The organism is Ensifer sp. SL37, from assembly GCF_026672675.1.
Taxonomy (GTDB): Bacteria; Pseudomonadota; Alphaproteobacteria; order Rhizobiales; family Rhizobiaceae; genus Ensifer; species Ensifer adhaerens.
Map to the genome: position 1 here is coordinate 480,683 of NZ_JAPPRN010000001.1, position 16,441 is coordinate 497,123.

Below are 16,441 nucleotides of genomic sequence, written 5' to 3' on the forward strand. Positions count from 1 at the left end.
ACACCCACGGCAGAATATCTGCCGTGGGTGCTTCATTCGCTTGCCCGACGCGGGCCTTAGCCGCGCTGCGAGTCCAGCTGTTCCTGATCCTTCTCGACCTGCTGGGCCTTGAGGTAGCTTTCGATCAGCAGCTGATATTCCGGGAAGACCTTGGTGTAGATCTCGGCCCACTGCTGGGCGTCGTCGCGATGCCAGGTGCGCTGCAGTTCGGAGGCGACGGCGTAATGCCGCCACCGTCGCGGCCGAAGGTGCAGGTCGTGCTCGAAAGCACCAATCGCCGCGTCGACGTTCTGCGTGAAGGCATCGATGTCGCCATCCGCGTGCGCTTCCCGCCGCTCGAGGAAAGCGATCTCGTCGTAAAGCGGTTCGCCGAGAGCAAACAAAGGCTGGTCGCCAGCCCCAGGCTGCTTGCCGGTTTGAGCAACCCGCCGGCACCGGCGGATCTCGGCGGCCTGCCGAGCCTTGCCTGGAACCCCGACCGCCAAAGCCACGACTGGCGGCTCGACGGTCCCAACGGCGCGACCGCGATCGTCCGACATCGGCCACGCCTCGTAACCGAAGACATGGTGGCCCTGCGGCTCGCCGCGCTCAACGGCGTCGGCATCTGCCAGCTGCCGACCATGGTCGTGCGGCAGGACCTGAAAGACGGCACGCTTGTGGACGTTCTGCCCGATTGGGCGCCGAAGGCCGGCATCATTCATGCTGCCTTCCCGTCGCGGCGCGGCCTGCTTCCCTCCGTCCGCGCCCTGCTCGATTTTGTCGGCACCGAGTTTGCGGAACTCGCCCGTCTGGACGAACCCCGGACCTGATCGTCGAAAGCCGGCGGTCAGATGGCGGCGCCAGCCCGGGTCTTGAGGATCGCGGAAAAGCGCGGATCGAAGGTCCGGCTGATCGGCTCGGCGGCAGCGCCGATCGCCACCGCCCAAGGATCGGTGAAGCCGACCTGCAGCCGAGGAAGTGTACGGTCTCGCCGTTCGGCTATCGACGGAAGCAGCGGCATCATCGCGTCCGCCAGCAGGCGCGCAAGGCCCGGCGGCAGGCCACCGCAGAGGATCACCGTTTGCGGGTCGAAGATCGTTTCCAGCGTCTGGACGGCCGCGCACATTTCAAAGGCGGCGGCATCGATCCACCGCAGCAGCCTTTGGTCCGGGCTCTCTGCCACAGCATCGATGCGTGCATAGAGGTCCGGATCGGCGGGGTCGAGGTCCAGAAGCTTGCACAGCGAAGCGATCGAGGCGCGGTGTTCGAGCGGCATGCGCTCGTCCGAGCTGGCGCCGCGCGGCAGGCTGAGGATCATGCCGATCTCGCCGGCATTGCCGTTCGCACCGCGATAAAGTTCGCCGTTGAGGATCAGGCCCGCGCCGAGGCCATAGCCGAAGTAAATGCAGATCGCATGATCGACGCCATGCGCCGCGCCGACCATACGCTCGGCGGTGGCGGCTGCGGCGGCGTCGTTCTGCAGACCGACATCGAGCCCGGTGCCGGCAGCAAGGGTTTCGAGCAGCGGAAAGTTCTGCCAGGCCGCCATCATCCAGGGGTCGTCGGCATCGGCCTCCACGCCGAAGGGACCGGGCATGGCCGCGCCAAGCCCAACGAGGCGATCTTCCGAATGCGGCGCAAGCGCCGTCAGGTCGCGGCGGGTCTTTTCGATCAGCTCAAGGATGGTCCTGACCCCGGTCGCCGGTCCGCCGGCCGGTAGGTTGGCCTCGCCGCGGGCGAGCACCCGGCCGACGAGATCGACCGCGATCGTACGCGTCACGTGCCGGTCGATCTGCAGCCCAATCGCGAACGCACCCTCCGGCACCAGCCGGTAGGGCGTCGAAGGCTGCCCACGGCCGTTGCGTACGGCTTCCAGCGACTCGACCAGCCCGTCGCGCTCCAGATCCTCGATGATGTTGGAAACGGTCTGCTTCGTCAGTGCCGTTGCGCGGGCGAGGTCAGCGCGGGACAATTGCCCGTTCAGCCGCAACGCGTCGATCATGACGCGGCGGTTATGCGCGCTCGTCCCCTCCTGATTGGTGCCGCTCTTCGCCCGGATCAGGCGCATATCGTTCATCCAAAAACCCCTCTTGACACTGTTAGAATATTGAACAAAAAATAAGTCAAGACAATTGACTTAATAGAAGCCGAAAAGAGCTTCGGGGGAACGAAAGCGGCGGCAGGACCGACCGCGAGCGCTCCAATTGTTATGTCGACAGCCGCTTTGTGAAGAGCGGACTTCTCGCATGCGGCGTGCCGCATAAGGCATGCCGGGAAATCTGAAACGCTTATGTCATTGGGAGGTAGGAATGTTGAAATCCATAAGAACGACGCTGCTTTGCGCGACCCTTGCCGGCGTCTCATTCGCTGGCCACGCGCATGCTGAAACGACGCTCAACGCACTGTTCATGGCGCAGGCCGCCTATAGCGAGGCGGATGTACGCGCCATGACCGAGGCCTTCACCAAGGCCAACCCGGATGTGAAGGTCAATCTCGAATTCGTTCCCTATGAAGGCCTGCACGACAAGACCGTGCTGGCACAGGGCTCCGGCGGCGGCTACGACGTCGTGCTCTTCGACGTGATCTGGCCGGCCGAATATGCCGCCAACAAGGTGCTCGTCGACGTCACCGACCGCATCACCGACGAGATGAAGTCCGGCGTGCTGCCCGGCGCCTGGACGACGGTCGAATATGACGGCAAGCGCTACGGCATGCCCTGGATCCTCGACACCAAGTACCTGTTCTACAACAAGGAAATCCTGGAGAAGGCCGGCATCAAGGCACCGCCGAAGACCTGGGACGAGCTTGCCGAACAGGCCAAGGTCATCAAGGACAAGGGTCTGCTCGCAACCCCGATCGCCTGGAGCTGGTCGCAGGCCGAAGCCGCGATCTGCGACTACACCACGCTTGTCAGCGCCTATGGCGGCAAGTTCATCGATGGCGGCAAGCCGGCCTTCACCTCTGGCGGCGGTCTCGACGCGCTCAACTACATGGTGACGAGCTACACCTCGGGCCTGACCAACCCGAACTCCAAGGAATTCCTGGAGGAGGACGTGCGCAAGGTGTTCCAGAACGGCGAAGCCGCCTTCGCTCTCAACTGGACCTACATGTACAACCTCGCCAACGATCCGAAGGAAAGCAAGGTCGCGGGCAAGGTCGGCGTCGTGCCGGCACCGGGCGTGGCCGGCAAGAGCGAAGTCTCGGCCGTCAACGGCTCGATGGGCCTCGGCGTCACCTCGACCAGCAAGAACCCGGACGATGCCTGGAAGTACATCGTCTACATGACCTCGCAGCAGACGCAGAACACCTACGCCAAGCTCAGCCTGCCGATCTGGGCCTCCTCCTATGAGGACGCCAGCGTCACCAAGGGCCAGGAAGAGCTGATCGGTGCTGCCAAGCTTGGCCTCGCGGCCATGTATCCGCGTCCGACGACCCCCAAGTACCAGGAACTTTCGACCGCCCTTCAACAGGCGATCCAGGAAGCGCTTCTCGGCCAAGCCTCGGCCGAAGACGCCCTGAAGACGGCGGCCGAAAACAGCGGCCTTTGAGCCGCCCTCCCAAGCCCCGGGCGGGAAACCGCCCGGGGACCGCGGGAATTGGCGGCGCCGCCGCAACGCTTTAACACTTTGATTTGGCGCATCATTCGCTTGGGTCGATTACGGTCCGGGGCAATATGCGATAGCATGACGGGGCTCCCTAGGCCCGAGAAGGTTTCCATCCTATGTCCGGCACCTGGATAACAACGCGCGCATGGCTGCTCATGCTGCCACTGCTGGCGGTGATGATCGCCGTCATCGGCTGGCCGTTGATCGACACGATCAGGCTTTCCTTCACCGACGCCAAGCTCGTCGGCACCGAAGGCACGTTCGTCGGCTTCGACAATTATGCCAAGATGCTTGGCGGCTCGAATTTCCAGCGTGCGTTCATCACGACGACCTGGTTCGCGGTCGTCTCCGTTACCGCGGAAATGGTGCTGGGCGTGCTCGCAGCCCTGCTGCTCAACCAGCAATTCCGCGGCCGCACGGCGCTCAGAGCCCTGATGATCCTGCCCTGGGCGCTGCCGACCGTGGTCAATGCCACGCTGTGGCGGCTGATCTACAACCCGGAATACGGCGCGCTGAACGCCGCCCTGTTGCAGTTCGGAGTGATCGACAGCTACCGCTCCTGGCTCGGCGAACCCGGCTCGGCGCTGGCGGCATTGATCGTCGCCGATTGCTGGAAGAACTTTCCGCTGGTCGCGCTGATCGCGCTTGCCGCCCTCCAGGCCGTGCCGCGAGATATCACCGCCGCCTCGCTCGTCGATGGTGCGGGCCCCTTCAACCGTTTCCGCTACGTGATCATGCCCTATCTCGCAGGCCCGCTGCTGGTTGCGCTGGTGCTGCGCACCATCGAGGCCTTCAAGGTCTTCGACCTCATCTGGGTGATGACGCGCGGTGGTCCGGCCAACAGCACCCGAACCCTGTCGATCCTGGTCTATCAAGAAGCCTTCTCCTTCCAGCGGGCGGGATCCGGCGCGTCGCTGGCGCTGATCGTCACCCTGCTCGTCACCGTGCTCGCCGTTGCCTACGCGGCCATGGTGCGCAAAGCCGCGGGAGCCTCGTGATGGAACGCCAAAGCCCACTCTTTACCGTTTTCGTCTATGCGGCAGCACTGCTCTTGGCGGCAATCATTCTCGCCCCCATCCTCTGGCTCTTCGTCATGAGCATCTCGTCGGCCGCCGACCTCTCGGCGAAGCCGCTCAACTGGTGGCCGGAGGAAATCGACCTCTCGCGCTACCGGCTGCTTCTCTCGACGATCGAGAACAGCGCGGGTGCGGCCTTTACCGCTTCGCTGTTCAACAGCCTGAAGGTCGCCGGCATGGCGACGCTGGCAGCGATCGCGGTCGCCATTCCGGCCGCCTGGGCGGTGTCGCGCACGTCAAATGTCTCCTGGTCGCTCTATGCGGTGATCGCCACCTACATGCTGCCGCCGGTGGCGCTCGCAGTGCCGCTCTACATGGGGCTTGCCTATCTCGGGCTTCTGAATTCGGTGTTCGGCCTGGCCCTCGTCTACCTCACCATTCTGGCGCCCTTCACCACCTGGCTGCTGAAATCCGGCTTTGATTCCATTCCCAAGGAGATCGAGAGTGCCGCGATGATCGACGGCGCCCGCCTCGACCAGATCCTGAGGCTCATCACCCTGCCGCTCGCAGCACCCGTCATGGCGACATCGGCACTCTTTGCCTTCCTGCTTGCCTGGGACGAATTCTTCTACGCGCTGCTCTTCACGTCGGACCTGCGCGCGAAGACGCTTACGGTCGCCATTTCCGATCTCGCCGGCGGCCGTGTCTCCGATTACGGGCTGATCGCCACAGCCGGGGTGCTGGCCGCCCTGCCCCCGGTACTGATCGGCCTCGTCATGCAACGTGCCCTGATCTCCGGGCTTACCAGCGGCGGTGTGAAGGGATGACGGCCATGACCACTTCGGAACGCCCCGCAGGGCTCGCCGCAATCGATCGTGAAATGGCGTGCCAGGCCGCCGATGCGGTCGCCTCCGTCCGCGGCGCAGCGCCGCGCGCCGCAGAGATCGCCCGCTCGCTGAAAGCGACCGGCAAACTCTTGCTGCTCGGCATGGGCGGCTCGCATGCGGTCGGCCGCGCTGTCGAACCGCTCTACCGCGCTCATGGCATCGACGCCGTCGCCCTGCCGCTTTCAGAGCAGCTCGGCCAGCCGCTGTCGATCGAGGACAAGACGATCCTCATCACTTCGCAGTCCGGCGAAAGCGCCGAAGTGCTGCGCTGGTTCGCCGAGACCGATGGCGGAACGCCGCACACGTTCGGGTTGACGCTGGAAGGTGGCTCCTTCCTCGCAAGCAACGCGCCTTCGCTGGTCGGCGTCGGCGGCACCGAAAAGGCCTTTGCTGCTACCCGCAGCCTGACAATCAGCTTCGCCCTGCACCTCTCCGTCCTCGCAGCCCTCGGCGATGACACCGGCGAAGCGCTTTCCGCGTTGGAAAACCCGCAATCGCCGGATACGTCCGCAGCGCTTGCGGCCCTGAGCAACGTCCGCTCCGTCGTCACCTCAGGCCGTCGCCTGCAGGGCCTCGCAGAGGCGATCGGTCTCGGCTTGACCGAACTCTCGCGCCTGCCCTGTTTCTCGCTCGAAGGCGGTCAGCTCCGGCATGGGCCTATGGAAATGCTCGGCCCTTCGGTTGGCGTCGTTCTCTTCCGTGGAGCGGATGCAACCGCCGGGCTCGTTCGCGCTATGGCGATCTCGGCCGCCGAAGCCGGTTCGCCGGTCATCGTCTTCGACGCTTCCGGCGAGGCGGCGAGCGATGGTGTCACCACCATTCCCTTTGCGCCGGCCACTGGCCTCGCGGCAATCTTCGCCATGCTGCCGGTCGCGCAGTCCTTCATGATCGCCTTTGCGGCGGCCCGCGTCGAGAATGCCGGCACTCCGGTGCGCTCGACCAAGATTACCCGGAGCGAATAACGATGCGTCCTCTTGCCGTGGTCGGCAACGCCAATGTCGACCTCATCCTCGGGCCGGCGGCCCCCTGGCCGAAAGCCGGAACCGAAATCATCGTCGACCATGACGAGTTGCGCGTCGGCGGCTGCGCCGGCAACAGCGCGCTCGCCTGGGATTCGCTCGGCGTCGACTACGCAATCGCAGCCAATGTCGGCAACGACCAGTTCGGCACCTGGCTGAGGCAGGCCTTTCCCGAGCGGTCCGTGTCCTGGCCGGTCGAAAGCGTCGGCACCACGCTCTCCGTCGGCATTACCCATCCCGACGGCGAGCGCACATTCTTCACCACGCGCGGACATCTGCCGCTCCTCACCTTCGAGGAAGTCTGGGCGATGCTCGACGGCAAGAAGCTGCGCGGCGGCTACGCGCTTCTGACCGGCTCGTTCCTGACGGACGCATTGACGGCCGAATACGATCGTTTCTTCGACTGGGCCGATGCGCACGACATTGCGGTGGCACTCGACACTGGCTGGCCGCTCGACGGCTGGACGGAGGCGAACTGCGCCGCGACCATCGGCTGGATGAAGCGCTGCCGGCTCGCGCTGTTCAACGAGGTCGAAACGACGACGCTGACAGGTGTCACCGACCCGGCCGAGGCGGCACGCGAACTCCGAAAACATATGCCCGAAGGCGCGATCGTCGTCGTCAAGCGCGGACCACACGGCGCGATCGCCATTGACGCGGAAGGCCGCCTTTCATCGTCGCCAGCACCCGTCGTCACCGTGGTCGATACGATCGGCGCCGGCGACGTCTTCAATGCAGGCTTCCTCGCGGCACTTGCCGCCGAGATGCCGCTCGAAGCCTGTCTGCGCACCGGCGTCGCCATCGCTTCCGAGGCGATCTCCACCCTGCCGCGCAGCTACGGCCAACCGCTTTCGTCCTACCTTCAGGAGACCGGCGCATGAGCGCACTTGCGATTGAGAACATTCACAAGCGCTATGGCGAAGTCGAGACGCTGAAGGGCATCGACATCGCGCTCGAAAGCGGCGAGTTCCTGGTCCTTCTCGGCTCATCCGGCTGCGGCAAGTCCACGCTTCTCAACATCATCGCCGGACTGGCGGAGCCAAGCGGCGGCGACATCCGCATCGGCGAGCGCTCAATTCTTGGCGCGCATCCGAAGGATCGCGACATCGCCATGGTGTTCCAGTCCTATGCGCTCTACCCGAACATGAGCGTTGCGCGGAACATCGGCTTCGGCCTGGAGATGCGCAAGGTTCCGGTCGCCGAACGCGAGAAGGCGGTAAAAGAAACCGCCAAGCTGTTGCAAATCGAGAACCTGCTCGAGCGCAAGCCAAGCCAGCTCTCCGGCGGCCAGCGCCAACGCGTCGCGATCGGCCGCGCACTGGTGCGCAATCCGCAGGTCTTCCTCTTCGACGAGCCGCTCTCCAACCTCGACGCCAAGCTGCGCATGGAAATGCGCACCGAGCTCAAGCGCCTGCACCAGATGCTGAAGACGACTGTCGTCTACGTCACCCACGACCAGATCGAGGCGATGACGCTTGCGACCCGTATCGCCGTCATGCGCGACGGGAGGATCGAGCAACTGGGCACGCCGGAACAGATCTACGACCGGCCCGCCACGCTCTATGTCGCCGGCTTCGTCGGCTCGCCGCCGATGAACATCTTGGATGCGACTGTTGCTCAGGGTCAGGTGACGATCGCCGGCGGTGATCAGGCAATCGCCCTGCCGTCCCATTTTCGCGGTGTGGTCTCCGATGGTCAGCGCGTCAAGATCGGCATCCGCCCGGAAGCGCTGCGGCTGGCCTCCAGCGACGAGACTGCGCCGCAATTCAAGGCGCGCGTCGAAGTGGTCGAACTGACAGGCCCGGAACTTGTCACCACGGCACGGATCGGTGAGCAGCGCATCACCGCCTGCCTGCCACCGCGCAGCTCGCTTCTGGCCGGTGACGAGCGCGCCTTTAGCATCGAGGCGGATGCGCTGCATCTCTTTGATCCGCAAAGCGGCCGGTCGCTGGCGAAAGGCTGAGCCTTTCGCGACGAACAACAGCCGACCGTCGCTGCCGCGGCGGCCGGCCCGATCATAGCCCCCACATCAATTGAACGACGAGCTTTTCAGGAACTCCGCCAGGCGCTCGGTCTGCGGCTTCACGAACATTTCCTTCGGGTTGCCCTCTTCGCCGATGCGGCCCTGGTTCATGAAGATCACGCGCGTCGAGACCTCATAGGCAAAGCGCATTTCGTGGGTGACGAGCAGCATGCTCATGCCGTCTTCGGCAAGCCCCTTGATCACCTGCAGCACCTCGTTGACGAGTTCGGGATCGAGCGCCGAGGTCACTTCATCGAACAGCATCAGCTTCGGGTTCATTGCGATCGCCCGGGCGATCGCCACGCGCTGCTGCTGGCCGCCGGAGAGCTGGCCGGGATAATGATCCATGCGTGAGAGCAGCCCGACACGGTCCAGCCATTTCTCGGCAACCGCCCGCGCCTCATCGCGTCCCATACCGCGGACCTTCATCAGGCCGAGCATGATGTTTCTGGCCGCGGTCATATGCGGGAAGAGGTTGAACTGCTGGAAGGCCATGCCGGTCATCGCCCGCTGGCGGGCGATTTCCTTTTCCTTCTTGCGGCGGCGTTGGCCGCCCACGGTCTCGTAGCCGATCTCCTGGCCGTCGATGCGGATCGAGCCGCCCTGAAACTCCTCCAGCATGTTGATACAGCGCAGCATCGTCGTCTTGCCCGAGCCGCTGGAGCCGATGATGGAGATGACCTCCCCTTGCGCCATGGTGCAGTCGACGCCCTTCAGCACTTCGACGGCGCCGTAGCGTTTGTGGAGGTCACGGATTTCAAGCAGTGTCTGGGTCATCGGAGCCGAAGCCTCAGGATGGGACAGCGGTCTTGCGTTCGACGTAACGGCCGAAGCGCTCGATGCTGTAGTTGATGACGAAATAGAGGAAGCCGGCGAAGAAATAGAACTCCAGGCTCATGAAGCTGCGGGAGATCTGCTCCTGGGTGCGAAGCAAAAGCTCGGCGACGCCGATGATCGACAGAAGCGTCGAGGCCTTGACCATCTCGGCCGCCGTATTGACCCAGGCCGGCAGCGCCTGCCGCAACGCCTGCGGCCCGAGCACGTAGACGAAGGTCTGCGAGAATGTCAGGCCGATGGCTTTCGCCGCCTCCGTCTGCCCCTTCGGGATCGCCTGCAGGGCGCCGCGGACGAGTTCGCCGACATGCGAACTGCAGAAGACCGAGAGCGCCAGGATGCCGGCCTGGAAGGGCCCGAGATCGATACCGACGGTGCTAAGCACATAGTAGCTCGCCAGAACGAGCACCAGCACCGGCGTGCCACGGATGAAATCCGTATAGCCGCGCACGACCCATTGCACCGGGCGATAGCCATAGGTGAGCGCCAGGCCGACGAAGACGCCGAGCACCGTTCCGACGACGATCGACAGGAAGGAGATCGAGATCGAGACACCAAGCCCCTTCAGCAAGGGAATGCGGGCGAGCCAGAGCTGGTCGAGAAATGCTGGAAAATCCATGGCGATCACCTCGGCACGGAGAGACGGCGCTCGACCGCGCGCATCAAGGCGGCCAATACCGAGCAGGTGGCGACATAGAGGCAGCTCGCAACGATCCAAGTTTCGATCACCCGAAAGGTCTCGACATTGATCTTGCGCGCCTCGAAGGTCAGTTCGGGTACTGCGATCGCGGCTGCAAGCGAAGTGTCCTTGAACAGCGAGATCATCGTGCTGCTCAAGGATGGCAGGACGTTGCGCAGCATCAAGGGAAGGATGATCGAGGTGCGTATCTGCATTTCCGTGAGCCCGATCGCCAGCCCCGCCTCGCGCTGCCCCGGCGGAACTGAAAGCAGCCCACCGCGGAAGACTTCGGCGAGATAGGCGCCGGAATAGATCGCCAGCGTCAGCACGAAGCTCTCGATCTTGCCGAGCCTGACGCCGAGCTGCGGCAAGGCGAAGTAGCTGAACAGTACCAGCACCAGGATCGGCGTGTTGCGGATGACGGTCACATAGAGACCGGCCGGCTTGCGCAGGAACAGGTTTTTCGACACCAGCCCGAAAGCGGTGACGAGACCGATCAGGCAACCCGCAAGGATTGCCGCGAAGGCGAGGCCGAGACTGAGCGCCAGCCCTTCGAGCAGAAGATCGAAAGAGCGCCAGACGGCGGCAAAATTCAGAGTATAGCCCATGTTTCAGCCACCCATGCCGAAGGACGCAGGACGACCCCGCAGGCGGCGGGATCGCCCCGGAGAGGCTTACTTGTACTCGACCGGGAATCCGATCTGCGGCGGAGCAAGGTCCTTGCCGAACCAGGTCTTGAACGACTTCGCATAGAAATCGAACTCGACGCCGGTCATCGCCTCGTGCAGTGCGGTGTTGACGAAGTTCAGCCAGTCCTGGTCGCCGCGCTTGACGCCGCAGGCATAGGTCTGCGGGTTCCAGCCGTAGCCGGCATCCTTATAGCGGTTGGGGTTCTGCGTCATGTACCAGGCGAGCGACGACTGGTCGGTGGCGACCGTGTCGGCACGACCGGATTCCAGCGCCTGATAGATAAGGTCGACGGACTCGTACTGGTCGACCGTCGCTTCCGGCAAGGCGGCATGCACCATGGCCTCGGCATAGACGTTCTGCAGGACGGATACGGTGACGGACGAGCCGCCGGCCTTGAGCGCAGCGTAATCGGCATATTTGCCGTCGGCCTTCAGCATCAGGCCCACGCCCTCGCGATAGTAGGGAATGGTGAAGGCGATCTGCTGCGCGCGCTCACCGGTCACCGTCATGAACTGGCAGGTGATGTCCACCTTGTTGGTGGTGATGTTCGGAATGCGGGCGTCGGACGACTGGTTGACGAACTCGATCTTCTCCGGATCGCCGAAGAGGGCCTTGGCGATGATGCGCCCCATGTCGACATCGAAGCCCTGCAGCTTGTCGTCGGCGCTTTTGAAATGCCACGGCGCATTGGTGCTGCCGGTGCCCATGACCAGATGGCCGCGGGCGATAACTTCGTCCAGCTTGCTCGCCGGCTCCTGGGCCAAGGCCGAGCCGGCCATAGCCATGACTGCGACGGCAGCCGCTGCAAAAACGGTCTTGCTCATTTCATTCCTCCCTTTTTTAGCCTCCCCACCATTATTCTATTACTATGCATCATAATCTTGAATAATGGATTGACGTATCAAAGGCCCGCGGTCATATCTTGTCAAGGGCAGTTGAGGTAGTTTCGCCCCGATCCTGCGCCGCCCAAGAGGAGTTGAGTCGCGATGCCCCTGCCGATCGAAACCCCGGCCGTTCTCGTCGATCTTGAAATTGCCAAGCGCAACATCGAGCGCTTTCAGGCCTATGCGGATGAGCACGGCATTCGCGTGCGCCCCCACATCAAGACGCACAAGCTGCCGCAGATGGCCGAGCTTCAACTTCAAGCCGGCGCCATCGGCATCACCTGCCAGAAGGTCACCGAGGCGGAGGCGATGGTTGACGGCAGCGACCGGATCAAGGACGTGCTGATCACCTACAACATTCTCGGCGACGCCAAGATGGCGCGGCTGGAGCGGCTCAATGACCGCGTTTCGCTCTCGGTCGTCGCCGACAGCGAAACGGTCATCGACGGGCTCGCCGGCTATTTCGCCGACAAGGACAAGCCGCTGCACGTGCTTGTCGAATGCAACACCGGCGCCGATCGCTGCGGTGTCGGCTCCCCGGCAGAGGCCGCCAAGCTCGCCCGCCGGATCGAAGAGGCAAAGGGGCTCGTGTTCGGCGGCCTGATGACCTATCCGCCCGTCAACGGCCAGGCGAAGGTCCAGGCCTTCATGAGCGAGGCGAAGCAGTTGATCGAGGCCGACGGCATCACTGTCCCCGCTATCACCTCAGGCGGCACGCCGAGCATGATGCATGCCGACGGCGCGCCTGTTGCCAGCGAATACCGCCCCGGAACCTATATCTACAACGACCGCTCGCTGGTTTCGCGCGGCGTCGCCGGCTGGAACGAGTGCGCGCTGACGGTGCTTGCGACCGTCGTCTCGGTCCCCTCCGAGAACCGCGCCATCATCGATGCCGGCAGCAAGGTGCTGACCTCGGATCTACTCGGCCTCAGCGGCTACGGCCACGTGCTCGGCCGCGACGACATCCGCATCGACCAGCTCTCTGAGGAACACGGCCGCCTCGTCACCGACGGGCCAATCGGGCTCAAGGTCGGCGAGCAGCTGAGGATCGTGCCGAACCACGCCTGCGTCGTGACCAACATGTTCGACGCCGTCCATATCGTCGAAGGCGACAGGCTGAAGGATATCTGGCCGGTAGTGGCGCGCGGCCACGTGCTTTAGCCGGTCGCCATAGTTGAGCGGCGCGTTTGCCGCGCCGCCACTCTTGACGCTCCGCGCTCAGCGGACCCGGTCATAAACGAGCGCGATCTTGCCCCGCTCACCCGTCTCCTGGTGCGCAACGCGCCACGTCGTGCCCGGCAGGCCGTCCTCGAAGAGCCGCGCGCCACCTCCTGCAATGTCCAGGCAGATCAGCAGATAGGGCCTGTCGATCATGTCGGCCGAAAGGAGCGACTTGATGAGGCTGGCGCTGCTGTTGACGAGAATGTCACCTTCGCCGGACGCCTTGAGGTCTGAAACGACGTCCATCACCGATCCATTCGCGATCCGCGTGCGCTCCCAGGGAGCTTCGGTCAGCATCCTCGAAAACACCACCTTTTCCGCCACGACCAGCCCGTCCGCATAGCCGCGGTCGCGAGAGCAGGCCGCTTCGTCCCCGGCAACCGCCGACCAGTAACCGAGGAAGTCTTCGGCGTTCAGCCGGCCGAGCACGGCCGTCGTCGCCTCCTCGCAGATGCGCGCCAAATATTTCCGCCGCCGCGCATTTTTTCTGGACAGCCGCTTCGCGCTCTCCATGTATTCTGTCGTTGGTTTGGCGCGGTCGCGGAGGCGGTTGCAGGCAAACCGTTCCCGAAAAGCCCGACAAAACGATAGGACATTTCCCCATAGCTGCTTCTGGCGTCATCGGTTTACGTTGTAGCAGTCGACAAAATTGATAGTTTTATCTGGTAACCAATGGAGGTCGAAATGGTCTTTGGACGAATTACCGGAATGGTGGGACTGGCAATCGTGCTCGGAGGCCTGCAGCTGGGAGCTGCAAGTGTTGCGTTTGCCGACACGACGATCCTGAACGTGTCTTATGATCCGACACGAGAACTCTACAAGGACTTCAATGCTGCCTTTGCCGAGAAGTGGAAGGCGGACACCGGTGAGACCGTGACGATCCAGACGTCGCACGGCGGTTCGGGCAAGCAGGCCCGCTCGGTCATCGACGGCCTGCAGGCCGACGTCGTGACGCTGGCGCTCGAAGCGGACATCGACGCGATCGCCAAGGAAACCGGCAAGATCCCGGCAGACTGGAAGACGAAGTTCGAAAACAACAGCGCGCCCTACACGTCGACGATCGTGTTCCTGGTGCGCAAGGGCAACCCCAAGGGCATCAAGGACTGGGGCGATCTGGTCAAGCCCGATATCCAGGTGATCACGCCAAACCCGAAGACCTCGGGCGGCGCGCGCTGGAACTTCCTCGCTGCCTGGGCCTATGGCCGCTCCGCCGATGGCGGTGACGACGCCAAGGCGCAGGAATATGTGACCGAGCTCTTCAAGCACGTGCCGGTGCTCGATACCGGCGCCCGTGGCGCGACGACGACCTTCGTGCAGCGCGGCCTCGGCGACGTGCTGCTCGCCTGGGAAAACGAAGCCTACCTGTCGCTCGAGGAACTCGGCCCCGACAAGTTCGAGATCGTCACGCCGTCGATCTCGATCAAGGCGGAGCCGCCCGTAGCGCTCGTCGACGGCAACGTCGACACCAAGGGTACACGCAAGGTGGCGGAAGCCTATCTCGGCTACCTCTACAGCGATGCCGGCCAGAAGATCGCGGCCAAGCACTACTACCGGCCGTTCAAGCCGGCAGCGGCAGACCCGGCCGATATCAAGCGGTTCGGCGAACTGAAGCTCGTCACCATCGAAGACTTCGGCGGCTGGAAAGAAGCCCAGCCGAAATTCTTCGGCGACGGCGGTGTCTTCGACACGCTCTACAAGCCGGGCCAATAAAACCTGAACAGCGCGCGCAGCCGGCGAGCCCGGCTGCGCGCGCTGCTTCGCGTCGCGCCGGGCCGAGCCCTCGAGCGAAGCGCGTTTCATCGTGCCGCGTAAAGACTGCAAAGGTAGTGCCATTGACGGATGCGACGAAGACTGCACCCTGGCGATTTCGCCAGCCGAGTGTTTTGCCTGGATTTGGATTGTCGCTCGGGATCACGCTGAGCTGGCTGGTTCTGATCGTGTTGATCCCGCTGTCGGGTCTGGTGTTTCGCGCCAGCGGGCTCGGCTGGGCGCAGTTCGTGGCGCTGGCGCTTGATCCGCGCACGCTCAATGCCTTGAAGATCTCCTTCGGCACGGCCTTTATCGCTGCCGTTATCAATCTCGTCTTCGGCGTCATCCTCGCCTGGGTATTGGTGCGCTACCGGTTCCCCGGCAAGCGGGTGATCGACGCCATGGTCGACCTGCCCTTTGCGCTGCCGACCGCGGTGGCCGGCATTGCGCTGACGACGCTCTATGCCCCGAACGGCTGGATCGGCCAGTTCCTGGAACCACTTGGCCTCAAGATCGCCTTCACCCCGGCCGGCATCGTCATTGCCCTGATCTTCGTCGGCCTGCCCTTCGTGGTCAGGACCGTGCAGCCGATCATGGAGGAGATCGACAAGGAGGTGGAGGAAGCTGCAGCCACCCTTGGCGCCAGCCGCTTCCAGACAATCAGCCGGGTATTGCTGCCAGGGTTGCTGCCAGCCGGCCTCACCGGCTTTGCGCTCGCCTTTGCCCGTGGTGTCGGCGAATACGGCTCGGTGATCTTCATCGCCGGCAACCTTCCTTATGTCTCCGAGATCGCGCCGCTGCTGATCGTCATCCGGCTCGAAGAGTTCAACTATGCGGCTGCGACAGCAATTGCCGCGGTGATGCTGGCGATCTCGTTTGCCATGCTGCTCCTCATCAACTCGATCCAGGCCTGGAGCCGGCGGAGATATGTCTATGTCGCATGACCTGACCGCCGCTTCAGCACCCAGTCCCGGTCTCAGTCCGGCTTCCGGCCCTCGCGCCGCCCTGCCGGAACTGGCCGCCGCCACCTCCGAAAGCCGCTTTGCCCGACTGACGCTGACGATCACCGCGCTCGCCTTCGTCGCGCTGTTTTTGCTTTTGCCGCTCGCCGCCGTCTTCACCGAGGCGCTGCGCAAGGGCGTGACGGAATTCGTGCTGGCCCTTGGCGATGCCGAAACCTTTTCGGCCATCCGCCTGACGCTGATCGTCGCCGCCATCGCCGTGCCGCTCAACCTCGTCTTCGGCGTGGCCGCCGCCTGGGCGATCGCCAAGTTCGAGTTCAAGGGCAAGGCCTTCCTGACGACGCTGATCGACCTGCCGTTCTCGGTCTCGCCGGTGATCTCCGGCCTCGTCTTCGTGCTTCTGTTCGGCTCGCACAGTGTCCTTGGTCCCTGGCTGCAGAGCCACGGCATCCAGATCCTCTTTGCCGTGCCGGGCCTGGTGCTCGCCACCGTCTTCGTCACCTTCCCCTTCGTCGCCCGCGAGCTGATCCCGTTGATGCAGGAACAGGGCAGTAGCGACGAGGAGGCAGCCTTGTCTCTCGGGGCATCGGGCTGGCAGACCTTCTGGCATGTGACGCTGCCCAACATCAAATGGGGGCTGCTTTACGGCGTGCTTTTGTGCAACGCCCGCGCCATGGGCGAGTTCGGCGCCGTCTCGGTGGTGTCCGGCCATATCCGCGGCGAGACCAACACCATGCCGTTGCAGGTCGAAATCCTCTATAATGAATACAACTTCGTCGCCGCTTTCGCGGTGGCGGCGTTGCTGGCGCTGCTGGCGCTGATCACCCTGATTTTGAAGACGGCGCTGGAGATCCGCTACAGCGCCGAGATCGCCGCCAGCCGCAGGCACTGAC

At 63.8% G+C, this 16,441-nt stretch carries 17 protein-coding genes; 11 read left to right on the plus strand and 6 right to left on the minus strand.

Going from position 1 to position 16,441, the window contains the following annotated elements:
• Positions 1 to 23 precede the first annotated feature (23 nt).
• Positions 24 to 809, plus strand: a complete 786-nt coding sequence (locus OVA00_RS02240) for a LysR substrate-binding domain-containing protein (RefSeq protein WP_268087809.1) — start codon at positions 24 to 26, stop codon at positions 807 to 809.
• 17 nt (positions 810 to 826) lie between these two features.
• Here the strand turns inward: OVA00_RS02240 and OVA00_RS02245 are convergent, their stop codons facing one another.
• Positions 827 to 2,056: an ROK family transcriptional regulator gene (locus OVA00_RS02245; protein WP_112974714.1), complete on the minus strand. Its 1,230-nt coding sequence runs from the start codon at positions 2,054 to 2,056 to the stop codon at positions 827 to 829.
• Between the two features lie 232 nt (positions 2,057 to 2,288).
• Between OVA00_RS02245 and OVA00_RS02250 the strand changes: the two genes are divergently transcribed.
• From OVA00_RS02250 to OVA00_RS02275, 6 genes are all read left to right on the plus strand, one after another.
• Positions 2,289 to 3,527, plus strand: a complete 1,239-nt coding sequence (locus OVA00_RS02250; protein WP_034799124.1) for an extracellular solute-binding protein — start codon at positions 2,289 to 2,291, stop codon at positions 3,525 to 3,527.
• A gap of 173 nt (positions 3,528 to 3,700) precedes the next feature.
• Positions 3,701 to 4,582: a carbohydrate ABC transporter permease gene (locus OVA00_RS02255; RefSeq protein WP_034799121.1), complete on the plus strand. Its 882-nt coding sequence runs from the start codon at positions 3,701 to 3,703 to the stop codon at positions 4,580 to 4,582.
• Entirely contained in the window at positions 4,582 to 5,427 is an 846-nt protein-coding gene (locus tag OVA00_RS02260; protein WP_034799119.1) for a carbohydrate ABC transporter permease, read from the plus strand. The genes OVA00_RS02255 and OVA00_RS02260 overlap by 1 nt, the downstream gene beginning before the upstream one ends.
• A gap of 5 nt (positions 5,428 to 5,432) precedes the next feature.
• Positions 5,433 to 6,449, plus strand: coding sequence for an SIS domain-containing protein (locus tag OVA00_RS02265; RefSeq protein ID WP_442780421.1), 1,017 nt, complete (start codon positions 5,433 to 5,435; stop codon positions 6,447 to 6,449).
• Positions 6,450 to 6,451: 2 nt separating this feature from the next.
• Positions 6,452 to 7,387: a carbohydrate kinase family protein gene (locus tag OVA00_RS02270; protein ID WP_034799113.1), complete on the plus strand. Its 936-nt coding sequence runs from the start codon at positions 6,452 to 6,454 to the stop codon at positions 7,385 to 7,387.
• Positions 7,384 to 8,469, plus strand: a complete 1,086-nt coding sequence (locus OVA00_RS02275) for an ABC transporter ATP-binding protein (protein ID WP_268087814.1) — start codon at positions 7,384 to 7,386, stop codon at positions 8,467 to 8,469. The genes OVA00_RS02270 and OVA00_RS02275 overlap by 4 nt, the downstream gene beginning before the upstream one ends.
• A 66-nt stretch (positions 8,470 to 8,535) precedes the next feature.
• On the opposite strand, the gene OVA00_RS02280 is transcribed toward OVA00_RS02275, so the two are convergent.
• The 4 genes from OVA00_RS02280 to OVA00_RS02295 form a co-directional block, all read right to left on the minus strand.
• Positions 8,536 to 9,306, minus strand: a complete 771-nt coding sequence (locus OVA00_RS02280; protein WP_060586059.1) for an amino acid ABC transporter ATP-binding protein — start codon at positions 9,304 to 9,306, stop codon at positions 8,536 to 8,538.
• Positions 9,307 to 9,319: 13 nt separating this feature from the next.
• Positions 9,320 to 9,982: an amino acid ABC transporter permease gene (locus OVA00_RS02285; RefSeq protein WP_034799100.1), complete on the minus strand. Its 663-nt coding sequence runs from the start codon at positions 9,980 to 9,982 to the stop codon at positions 9,320 to 9,322.
• A gap of 5 nt (positions 9,983 to 9,987) precedes the next feature.
• The gene (locus tag OVA00_RS02290) at positions 9,988 to 10,650 is read right to left on the minus strand and encodes an amino acid ABC transporter permease (protein WP_060521811.1); all 663 of its coding nucleotides are present in this window, start codon (positions 10,648 to 10,650) and stop codon (positions 9,988 to 9,990) included.
• A 66-nt stretch (positions 10,651 to 10,716) separates the two neighbouring features.
• Positions 10,717 to 11,556 carry a transporter substrate-binding domain-containing protein gene (locus tag OVA00_RS02295; RefSeq protein ID WP_060521812.1) on the minus strand — a complete coding sequence of 280 codons (840 nt, stop codon included), beginning with the start codon at positions 11,554 to 11,556 and terminating at the stop codon, positions 10,717 to 10,719.
• Between the two features lie 162 nt (positions 11,557 to 11,718).
• Between OVA00_RS02295 and OVA00_RS02300 the strand changes: the two genes are divergently transcribed.
• Entirely contained in the window at positions 11,719 to 12,777 is a 1,059-nt protein-coding gene (locus tag OVA00_RS02300; protein WP_268087816.1) for a D-TA family PLP-dependent enzyme, read from the plus strand.
• A gap of 57 nt (positions 12,778 to 12,834) precedes the next feature.
• On the opposite strand, the gene OVA00_RS02305 is transcribed toward OVA00_RS02300, so the two are convergent.
• Complete coding sequence (locus tag OVA00_RS02305) at positions 12,835 to 13,350, minus strand: dihydrofolate reductase family protein (protein WP_268087818.1); 516 nt, start codon at positions 13,348 to 13,350, stop codon at positions 12,835 to 12,837.
• Between the two features lie 195 nt (positions 13,351 to 13,545).
• Between OVA00_RS02305 and OVA00_RS02310 the strand changes: the two genes are divergently transcribed.
• The 3 genes from OVA00_RS02310 to cysW all read left to right on the plus strand — a co-directional run bounded on the left by OVA00_RS02310 (position 13,546) and on the right by cysW (position 16,440).
• The gene (locus OVA00_RS02310) at positions 13,546 to 14,547 is read left to right on the plus strand and encodes a sulfate ABC transporter substrate-binding protein (RefSeq protein ID WP_442780422.1); all 1,002 of its coding nucleotides are present in this window, start codon (positions 13,546 to 13,548) and stop codon (positions 14,545 to 14,547) included.
• Positions 14,548 to 14,669: 122 nt separating this feature from the next.
• Positions 14,670 to 15,530: a sulfate ABC transporter permease subunit CysT gene (cysT, locus tag OVA00_RS02315; RefSeq protein WP_064817027.1), complete on the plus strand. Its 861-nt coding sequence runs from the start codon at positions 14,670 to 14,672 to the stop codon at positions 15,528 to 15,530.
• On the plus strand, positions 15,520 to 16,440 hold the full coding sequence (gene cysW, locus OVA00_RS02320) for a sulfate ABC transporter permease subunit CysW (protein ID WP_112773461.1): 921 nt from the start codon (positions 15,520 to 15,522) through the stop codon (positions 16,438 to 16,440). Before cysT ends, cysW begins: the two co-directional genes overlap by 11 nt.
• The last annotated feature ends 1 nt before the right edge of the window (position 16,441 follow it).

What these genes read in the sequence shown, in the direction of transcription:
- OVA00_RS02245 (WP_112974714.1), bottom strand. Translation starts at nt 2,056, where the DNA reads ATGAACGATATGCGCCTGATCCGGGCGAAGAGCGGCACCAATCAGGAG.
- OVA00_RS02250 (WP_034799124.1), top strand. Translation starts at nt 2,289, where the DNA reads ATGTTGAAATCCATAAGAACGACGCTGCTTTGCGCGACCCTTGCCGGC.
- OVA00_RS02255 (WP_034799121.1), top strand. Translation starts at nt 3,701, where the DNA reads ATGTCCGGCACCTGGATAACAACGCGCGCATGGCTGCTCATGCTGCCA.
- OVA00_RS02260 (WP_034799119.1), top strand. Translation starts at nt 4,582, where the DNA reads ATGGAACGCCAAAGCCCACTCTTTACCGTTTTCGTCTATGCGGCAGCA.
- OVA00_RS02265 (WP_442780421.1), top strand. Translation starts at nt 5,433, where the DNA reads ATGACCACTTCGGAACGCCCCGCAGGGCTCGCCGCAATCGATCGTGAA.
- OVA00_RS02270 (WP_034799113.1), top strand. Translation starts at nt 6,452, where the DNA reads ATGCGTCCTCTTGCCGTGGTCGGCAACGCCAATGTCGACCTCATCCTC.
- OVA00_RS02275 (WP_268087814.1), top strand. Translation starts at nt 7,384, where the DNA reads ATGAGCGCACTTGCGATTGAGAACATTCACAAGCGCTATGGCGAAGTC.
- OVA00_RS02280 (WP_060586059.1), bottom strand. Translation starts at nt 9,306, where the DNA reads ATGACCCAGACACTGCTTGAAATCCGTGACCTCCACAAACGCTACGGC.
- OVA00_RS02285 (WP_034799100.1), bottom strand. Translation starts at nt 9,982, where the DNA reads ATGGATTTTCCAGCATTTCTCGACCAGCTCTGGCTCGCCCGCATTCCC.
- OVA00_RS02290 (WP_060521811.1), bottom strand. Translation starts at nt 10,650, where the DNA reads ATGGGCTATACTCTGAATTTTGCCGCCGTCTGGCGCTCTTTCGATCTT.
- OVA00_RS02295 (WP_060521812.1), bottom strand. Translation starts at nt 11,556, where the DNA reads ATGAGCAAGACCGTTTTTGCAGCGGCTGCCGTCGCAGTCATGGCTATG.
- OVA00_RS02300 (WP_268087816.1), top strand. Translation starts at nt 11,719, where the DNA reads ATGCCCCTGCCGATCGAAACCCCGGCCGTTCTCGTCGATCTTGAAATT.
- OVA00_RS02305 (WP_268087818.1), bottom strand. Translation starts at nt 13,350, where the DNA reads ATGGAGAGCGCGAAGCGGCTGTCCAGAAAAAATGCGCGGCGGCGGAAA.
- OVA00_RS02310 (WP_442780422.1), top strand. Translation starts at nt 13,546, where the DNA reads ATGGTGGGACTGGCAATCGTGCTCGGAGGCCTGCAGCTGGGAGCTGCA.
- cysW (WP_112773461.1), top strand. Translation starts at nt 15,520, where the DNA reads ATGTCGCATGACCTGACCGCCGCTTCAGCACCCAGTCCCGGTCTCAGT.